Genomic DNA, 7,260 nt, shown 5'->3' with positions numbered 1-7,260 from the left:
TGCGACGGGCAGCGCTTCTGGTGGTGCGCGGGCTGGGATGCCCAGCGACGTCGGCGGATCTACGGCACACAGCAGGTCGGCCAGACGGAGCGCACCGCGCGGCGCGTCGTCTTCCACTGCACCCGTCTTCACGAGCGTCAGTCAACGCAGCCTCCTGGGCGCGCGTCATGAGCGATCCTGCGGAGTGTGTAGGTCCACACGTGGCCATGGATCAGCACGGTCACGCAGTGCTCGACTGGTCGGCTTCCCATCACGAGATCGAGCGAGGGCGTCCGATCTTGTGAACCAACTCTTGCCGAGCAGCGGTGTATGAGCTGCGCCGGGGCGGTGGGCGGGCGTTCATTCGCCAGACCGTGCAAATCGACGACGGCGGGCCGGTGGTGCACGAGACGCCGTGCTGGTCGATCGGTTGGGCTCGGGTGGTCTGGGCGAACCTGTTGTGCGGCGGAGCACGATAGCCGCACCCGGCAATCCCGCCCCAAAGCTGGTCTAGCGGCGCGGCCTTCCCCCGTGTCCGCGTCGCCGTACCTAATCAAAGATCACCGTGACCAGACTGTATGCCATTCGAGGTAGCTCGGCCCTACAGGTAGCGATGTGAACCACATGAGACGGTGTTGCTTGCTGCATGGACCAAAAGGCACCCGCGTTAGGAGAGCGGCGGCTGAACAGCTGACTTATGTGTTCTGACCTGCACAGACGCTTTACTAAGTCCGCATTGTCCGTATGATCATCCCGTGTATGTCCCGTGCCGAAGGGGAAGCGGCGGCTGCATCATTCCGGCACCGACCGGGCTGCGCGCCGTTTGCAGCGCGACGTTCGCATGGCTCGCACCACGACTTGTCGCTCAGGCCAACCTCACGGAGAACAGAGACGAACTTCTGCATCAATCCTTCCCGTAAGCCTGCACGATTGGTAAGGCTGGCCTACGGTCAGTGCATGTGGATATTTGCTTTATGGGGGCTGGGCGGAGGGCTGGCCATTGAGGCCCTGGACTTCATTAAGGCGGTACGGCGGGTCGGGCATGGCTGGCCCTGGCGTTATCCATACGGACCTGGTGGTGGCCCGTATCTTGTCTCAGTGCTGAGTCGAGCAGCGGCTAGTGCGGTAGTAGCTGGGGCCGCCGGTGCCTCAGTCAATGGCATGACCCCACTGATCTCTCTCGCCCTGGGTGCGTCGGCACCGCTTCTGCTTGAGAAGCTGAGCCAGCAAATCCCGCTCCAAGCGGACCTGCCCTTGGGGGATCGTACGGCGGCATCAGAGTTAGGGAGCGTGTCTCACAATCCGTTGCTGGAGACCGGACATAAGTCCCAAGGTCAGCCACAAACTGCGGACGAAATTGGAATGTTGGGAGAGAAGCCAAAATGATACGCGCTAACTCGCCTATAGGTCGTGTCGTCATGGCATTCGCCCGTACCTCGCCAGCTTTCCTTCCGACTCAAGGTGGCAAACTTGGGCGCTGGCGGAGCGCCTTCGCCCGTATCGCCCCAGCGTTTACACAACCAGTGGCCATATCCAGCCCTGACAGCCTGAGTGGGGACTTAAGGGATGCGGGCCTTATAGATGTATCTGTTGTTGGCGCTCGGCGGATAGGCGTACCGCTGAACGACAAGGTTTTGTTAGGCGGGAACCCGGCTAGCACCGGCCTGTGGCGCGACAATCGCATCGGGGCCAGGGGCCACGTGAGAAACAGAAGCAGGTGGATTTCGGTCGCCGCTGGCCTAGGCACCTTGTTAATCGTGCTGGGATCGTTTGTCGTCAAGGCTCAGATTTCAGACTCTAACTGGGTGAGCATCAGTCCCTGTCGGGGGCCGGGAGGCTCGGTTGTAAACGCGACCGTGGTTCCCAGTAAAGCGCTACAGGATCAGGGATTGGTTTTCACGGCGTTGATTTATAGGCGCAGTCTTAGTAAGCCCGGAGAAACGGAACTCGCCCTGGCAGGGAAAATATCGGGCAAGATACCAGAAGGCTGGGTGCTGTACCCGTACGTATGGGCCGGGCCAAACAGTCTCGATGGCCAAGAGAACTCTAGTTCTGGTTCCTTTGTAGTCGGTGCAGCCACGATCCATCCTGATGAGAATGGTTGCTGGGCTCTCTCGAAGTTTCGGCTAGCCTATGCAGGAGTTCAAGCGCAAACCTATCGTTTTTATCTAGGACTGGCTTCGCCTGAGCAGCAGGCCTGCGTACGTCGAATCGAGAGGGCGACGGGGGATGTGTTTAGCGGTGATATCCAGGGTTGTGGGGTTAATATGCTTGGCTACGCAGTGCTTTCTATGCGGCCAACGAGTTCGCCCATAGCCTCTGTCGAGGACAATGCTGACCCCAAGACGACGGGTTGCACTTATGATCCGCAGGTCGCGACGCTAGACCGAGTAGAGATCGAAACCGCCGGCGGCCTCCGCCTCGGCGAGGTGGAGCTTCGCCACTCGCCCCAATGCATGGCTGCTTGGGGGCGTTTCACGCCCAACAGTGCCATGACTCCGTTGACGCATGCCAGAGTGCGCATCGTTGCAGATCGGCCCGCCACCAACACCGCCGGATCGGCATATGAAATCAAGGCGGATGGGCACGAAATTTTTGGCAACATTCTTAGCGAAAAGTCTGGCTGTGTTCAGATTACTGTAACGATCACAGCGGACAACGTCGCCGGCTCCGCAGTCACGGCCTGCAAACCATGACCACGGCTGCTTGTTTGTAAGAATTCTCCTAGAAGTATAAGGGCAGAGGTGATGTCTGGAAGCGCGTCTTAGAACTGAGTCGAGGACCGTTCGGCATGGGCGGAGCCGCTCGCATGGAAACGTCAGATTCTGTTTACGAGTTGCGCGGTGTCACGGCACCTCCCTGGCACGGTTCATGCGCTCGATCCAGACGTCGTCGTAGCCAGCCATACAGCGGTGGTAGATACGCTGCAAAACCTCGACACTGTGGCCCGCCCATTCGGCGACCTGGACCGCAGGGATTCCGGCTTACAAGCGCCAAGTTACGCCTGCGTGCCGGAGATCGTATGGTCTACGCATGAGTGGGGAGGCGAGTTGTTCGGGGCTGAGTTTGAGCTCCCGGACCTTCTTCCAAAGACGCGAGTAGGTCGACTTGGGAACGAGCCTCCCGCTCTCTGATCGAAAGAGCCGGCCGTCCGACACGACTCCGAAGCGGTTTATGTGTTCGCGGAGCTGGGTTACCAGCTCGGGCGGGATCGGCACCGGGCGGACGGCCTTCTTGGTCCTACCCTTCAGGCCGCGCTCGTCGTGGAGTTCGCCGTTGTCGGTGTATTCCTTGCCAACTTCCGGTGCCGAGGCCTTCAGGATGAGCTTTCCCCACCCGATTTGCGGAAGGTGGCAGTCAGCCCGCCTCAGGCGGCTGTCCTCAGTGAGACGCAGCATCGCGTAGTACATACAAGCGAAGAAGGCCACGAACCGCGGCCCCTGCCTGCGACCAACGTAGCTGCACGCGATGAGGGCCTCGGTGACCTGTCGTGGGTTTCCGACCGAGCGGGGATCGACAGCGACGTCGACGTCAGGCTGTGCCCACTCGTTCATGAGGGCCTCTGAATCGAGAGGGTTCTCCTTCAGCCGCCCCTGGTTCACGGCGTATCGCAAGGCGTTGTATATGACGCGGCGTCGGCGCTGGTAATACTCCGGCGCGGCCGCCGTTCCGTCGATGAGCGTGGCGTGCCAGCAGTCGCAACGGCACGGACCCCGCCTCGTTCGCCGACGGTGATCGCACCGCCCGGCCGTGCACCGCCAAGCCGACCCCACCCCGAGCATCCCGCCGCCGAACCCACACGTACCGATCGAAAGGAGACGGGGAACGGGCCTGCATGGACCCCGCCCCTGCTCGGCGGCGACGTGGCCGTGTTGCGGAACACGGCCGGATTGGCGGGCATCGGGCTGCTGTCCGCCGTACTGGGTGAGCCGATGGCGTGGGGAGAAATTGTCAAGACCTGTGGACGGTGGCGTCATCGGCCGCATACGCCGGCGCCATCGGATCTCGACTCCCTGCCGTTGGTGGGTGGGGGTGAGACCGAGGGTGGTGGCGACGGCGGCGGATGCGTGGTGTTCGGGATGTATGTGGGCGATGACGGTCTGCACGGGCTGCCGACCGAGCCAGGTGACGAGCCCCTGGGCGGCTTCGGTGGCGATGCCTCGCCTCTGCCACGGAGTCCCCACTACCCAGGCGATCTCAGCGACGGGCCCGTGGTCGGAGGGACTGATCGTCGCCTGGACCGTCCCGGTCAGGCATGCTTCGTCGCGGAGCCGGATCACCCAGTTCAGCCAGCCGACGGCGGGATCGGGAGAGCCGGCGACGAGGCGCTGGTAGCGCGCGAGCAGGGCCTGCGGGGTGTCGGGGGCGCCACCGATGAAGGTGTGCAGGGCCGGGTCGGACAACACCGTGGCCATCTCCTGGGCATGTTCGACGCGGAGCGGCAAGAGGTCCAGCCGCCGGGTGGTGATGCCCTCGGCCCGGATGGCGTTCATGCGGCCACGTCCTGGGGTCGTTCGACGAGGTGACCGTTCTCGAAGCGGACTCCAGCGCGGACCAGGGCGACGAGGTGGGGTGCGGTGATAGCCCGCCAGCGGGCCTGGGCGGACTCGGCGAGTTTGAAGACCATGGCGAGTGCGGCGGCAGGGGCTGCCCGCGCCGCGGGTGACCTTGGTCCGAGGGCTGGCATCATCTGCTGTCGCAGTACGGTGACGTAAAACTTCCGGAAGGCGCCGTTGCGCGCTCCGATGACATTCGCTACCGCTGGAAGGACGCCGTCGCGAAGCAGGTACCACGCGAGGAGGTCATGAAGAACGGCTGATGACCTGATGCGTGTTCGGTCCGTGAAACATTTGGGTGCGACCTCCAGTCACTGATCACAGGGGGCAATCTCGACGAAACCGGCATTGATCTTTCGCGGCTCCCCGCTCAGCTTCTGGTCCACGACGTCTTGGGCCCGGCAACGCTTGCGTACCTTGATGCCGATGACTTCGCTGACGCTGAAGTCGAACATTCGCGGACGGGGAGCATGCCGTGAGCAGATCGCGGCGCGTATTCCGCCCATGCCCCGCACTGGGGGCGCCGGACAGTGGTCGGTAGCCGAATTACGCAGACCCGCGACCTGGGCGAAAGTGGCTTGAGCTTCCCCGCAGGCTCGGTGCGCGATGAGGAGCATCGGCCGAGCCTTCGTGATCGAGACGTGCGTTGATGAGGATTCATTGCTCGAATCGGAGCCTCGCGGCCCTTGACCGGCGAGCCGTTAGGCTGTGCCCGTGACACCCAGTGCTGAGCGGGGAACGGCGTTGCGTGCGGACGCCGCACGCAACCGCGCACGGGTGTTGAAGGTCGCCCGCGAGCAGTTGGCCATGGGCGACGACTCGCTCATGCTGAACACCATCGCCCGGCTCGCGGGAGTGGGCGTCGGGACCGTGTACCGGCATTTCCCCAACCGGCACGCGCTGCTGGAGGCGCTGCTGGCGGAACGCTTCCAGCAGCTCGTCGACGAGGCGCAGGCCGCGGCGGCCGACGAGGACGCCCTTTCGGGTTTGCATCGTCTTCTGCGTTTCACTCTCGGACGCATGCTGGATGACGCCGGGTTCGCAGCGGTGCTCGAATCCGGCAGCGACGCCGATGCGCAGACCTCGGCGATGAGGGTCGAGCTGGACCGTGCCGTCGCGGAGCTGCTCGACCGTGCCCGCCGCGCGGGCGCCATCCGGTGGGGCATCGAGGCGGACGATGTCCGCCGTCTGCTCTGCGGTATCGAGCACGCGGTCCGCTCCGGTGGCAACGACGCCGAGCATGCCGAGATCTACCTCGACGTCCTCCTTGAAGGCCTGCGCCCCCCGCGCTGACGGCAGCCTGGAACCCGCAGCTTGGGAGTTCGTTGCCGCACACCCGTCTCCGCTAAACGGATAGTCATCCATTTATGCTACGGTGTGAGCCTTAAATCGGATGGCTATCCGGTAGCGTTCGACCAGTGGAGGGCGGGGCCATGGGCAAACGGGCCGTGGTGACGGCGGGGACCGGAGGAATCGGCTTGGAGACCGCGATGGGGCTGGCGGCGACAGGTCACGCGGTGACCGTGATCGGCCGGAACGCCGAGCGGGGTGCTCGCGCGGTCGAGAGAATCGACGCGGTGGCGACAGGGCAGGGGGCGAGGTTCGTCGCCGCCGACCTCGCATCGCTCGACTCCGTCCGAGGGCTAGCCGCCCGGCTCGCGGGAGAGGGCCCGCTGAACGTCCTGGTCAACAATGTCGGGGCGATGTTCGCAGGTCGGCAGCAGACGGTGGACGGGATCGAGGCGTCGTTCGCCGTCAACCACCTTTCCCCGTACCTGCTGACCGAACTGTTGCTGGAGCCGCTCCGGGCCGGAGGACCGAGCCGGATCGTGAATGTCACCTCGGGCGCGGTCCGGACGGCCAAACGCTCCTTCGACGCCGTCGAGCCGCCGGGCGGCTACTACGGCTTTCACTGGTACGGCCGAGCGAAGCTCGCCAACCTCGCTTACACGCTGGATCTGGCGGAGCGGCTGCGAGGCACGGGCATCTCGGTTTTCGCGGCCGATCCCGGCGGCGCGGCCACCGCGATGACCGACGGCACCATGCGGTCGCCGAAGATCGTCTCGCCGGGGCTGCGGCTGCTTTGGCCGCTGGTCCGGCGTACCTTCGAACGCGCCACGTCCGGCTCCGCGTCACTGGCCGCACGGTCGTCGGTCCTCGCGGCGGCCGACGCCTCACTGGACGGGCGGACCGGCCTGGTCATCGGACCCAAGGCTCGTCCCGTCGCGCCCTTCCGCCCCGTCACCGACTCCCGAATGGCCGAGGCCGTCCTCCGGCTCAGCCGGCAGCTGGCCCCCCTCACCTCAACCTGACCTTCACGCGAGAGAGAAGGCCGGACAGATCGGCCCAGGCGTGGGATCTGCGGCGCCGGCCAGATGGATGTGAAATCCGCCGCACGGGCCCCGTACTCCCGGAGACCCCGGCCTGGCACCGGCCCTGGGAGTGAGGCATCATCTCCTGCGGCCGATCCTGTGACCTGCGGTTCTGGAGCTCCGAGGGCTCCGGGTCCCGCCCTCTGACGTGCGCGGCCGCGCCCAAGCCCTGAAGGTCACCGCGCCATTGGTGGCACCAACGTCAAGCTAGGTGACCCATCAGGGTGGGGCGCCTGCCAGACGGGCCTGGCGCCCACCGAGGGGTAGCTCTTCGCGTGCGGCCCATGGACTCCGCCGATCTTTCAGATGCAGGTCGTTTTGCTGCGACGGTCTGGGGTGCGGTTCGGCGATTG

The 7,260-nt window shown here is 64.6% G+C and carries 5 protein-coding genes and 1 pseudogene; 3 read left to right on the top strand and 3 right to left on the bottom strand.

Features of this window, described 5'->3' with window-relative positions; all coding sequences use genetic code 11:
- Nucleotides 1–1,868 precede the first annotated feature (1,868 nt).
- Nucleotides 1,869–2,675, top strand: coding sequence for a DUF2690 domain-containing protein (locus AB0O34_RS35700; RefSeq protein ID WP_363923233.1), 807 nt, complete (start codon nucleotides 1,869–1,871; stop codon nucleotides 2,673–2,675).
- 288 nt (nucleotides 2,676–2,963) lie between these two features.
- Here AB0O34_RS35700 and AB0O34_RS35695 read toward each other — a convergent pair whose 3' ends face one another.
- From AB0O34_RS35695 to AB0O34_RS35685, 3 genes and pseudogenes are all read right to left on the bottom strand, one after another.
- Nucleotides 2,964–4,472 carry a GNAT family N-acetyltransferase gene (locus AB0O34_RS35695; protein ID WP_363923231.1) on the bottom strand — a complete coding sequence of 503 codons (1,509 nt, stop codon included), beginning with the start codon at nucleotides 4,470–4,472 and terminating at the stop codon, nucleotides 2,964–2,966.
- Nucleotides 4,469–4,621, bottom strand: a pseudogene (locus tag AB0O34_RS35690) (IS256 family transposase); the annotation flags it as partial. The gene AB0O34_RS35695 and the pseudogene AB0O34_RS35690, both read right to left, overlap by 4 nt.
- Before the next feature lie 225 nt (nucleotides 4,622–4,846).
- Entirely contained in the window at nucleotides 4,847–5,152 is a 306-nt protein-coding gene (locus tag AB0O34_RS35685; RefSeq protein WP_363923229.1) for a hypothetical protein, read from the bottom strand.
- Nucleotides 5,153–5,249: 97 nt separating this feature from the next.
- Between AB0O34_RS35685 and AB0O34_RS35680 the strand changes: the two genes are divergently transcribed.
- Together AB0O34_RS35680 and AB0O34_RS35675 are read left to right on the top strand one after the other, a co-directional pair.
- On the top strand, nucleotides 5,250–5,828 hold the full coding sequence (locus tag AB0O34_RS35680; RefSeq protein WP_363923227.1) for a helix-turn-helix domain-containing protein: 579 nt from the start codon (nucleotides 5,250–5,252) through the stop codon (nucleotides 5,826–5,828).
- Nucleotides 5,829–5,968: 140 nt separating this feature from the next.
- On the top strand, nucleotides 5,969–6,847 hold the full coding sequence (locus tag AB0O34_RS35675; protein WP_363923225.1) for an SDR family NAD(P)-dependent oxidoreductase: 879 nt from the start codon (nucleotides 5,969–5,971) through the stop codon (nucleotides 6,845–6,847).
- Nucleotides 6,848–7,260: the final 413 nt, after the last annotated feature.

Source organism: Sphaerisporangium sp. NPDC088356, assembly GCF_040685555.1.
Taxonomy (GTDB): domain Bacteria; phylum Actinomycetota; class Actinomycetes; order Streptosporangiales; family Streptosporangiaceae; genus Sphaerisporangium.
Note: the sequence above shows the minus strand (reverse complement) of the source record. Positions and strands in the feature narration are given on the sequence as shown.

Bases quoted from the DNA above. Each gene is read 5' to 3' on its own strand.
- AB0O34_RS35675 (WP_363923225.1), top strand. From the start codon at position 5,969: ATGGGCAAACGGGCCGTGGTGACGGCGGGGACCGGAGGAATCGGCTTG.
- AB0O34_RS35685 (WP_363923229.1), bottom strand. From the start codon at position 5,152: ATGCTCCTCATCGCGCACCGAGCCTGCGGGGAAGCTCAAGCCACTTTC.
- AB0O34_RS35695 (WP_363923231.1), bottom strand. From the start codon at position 4,472: ATGAACGCCATCCGGGCCGAGGGCATCACCACCCGGCGGCTGGACCTC.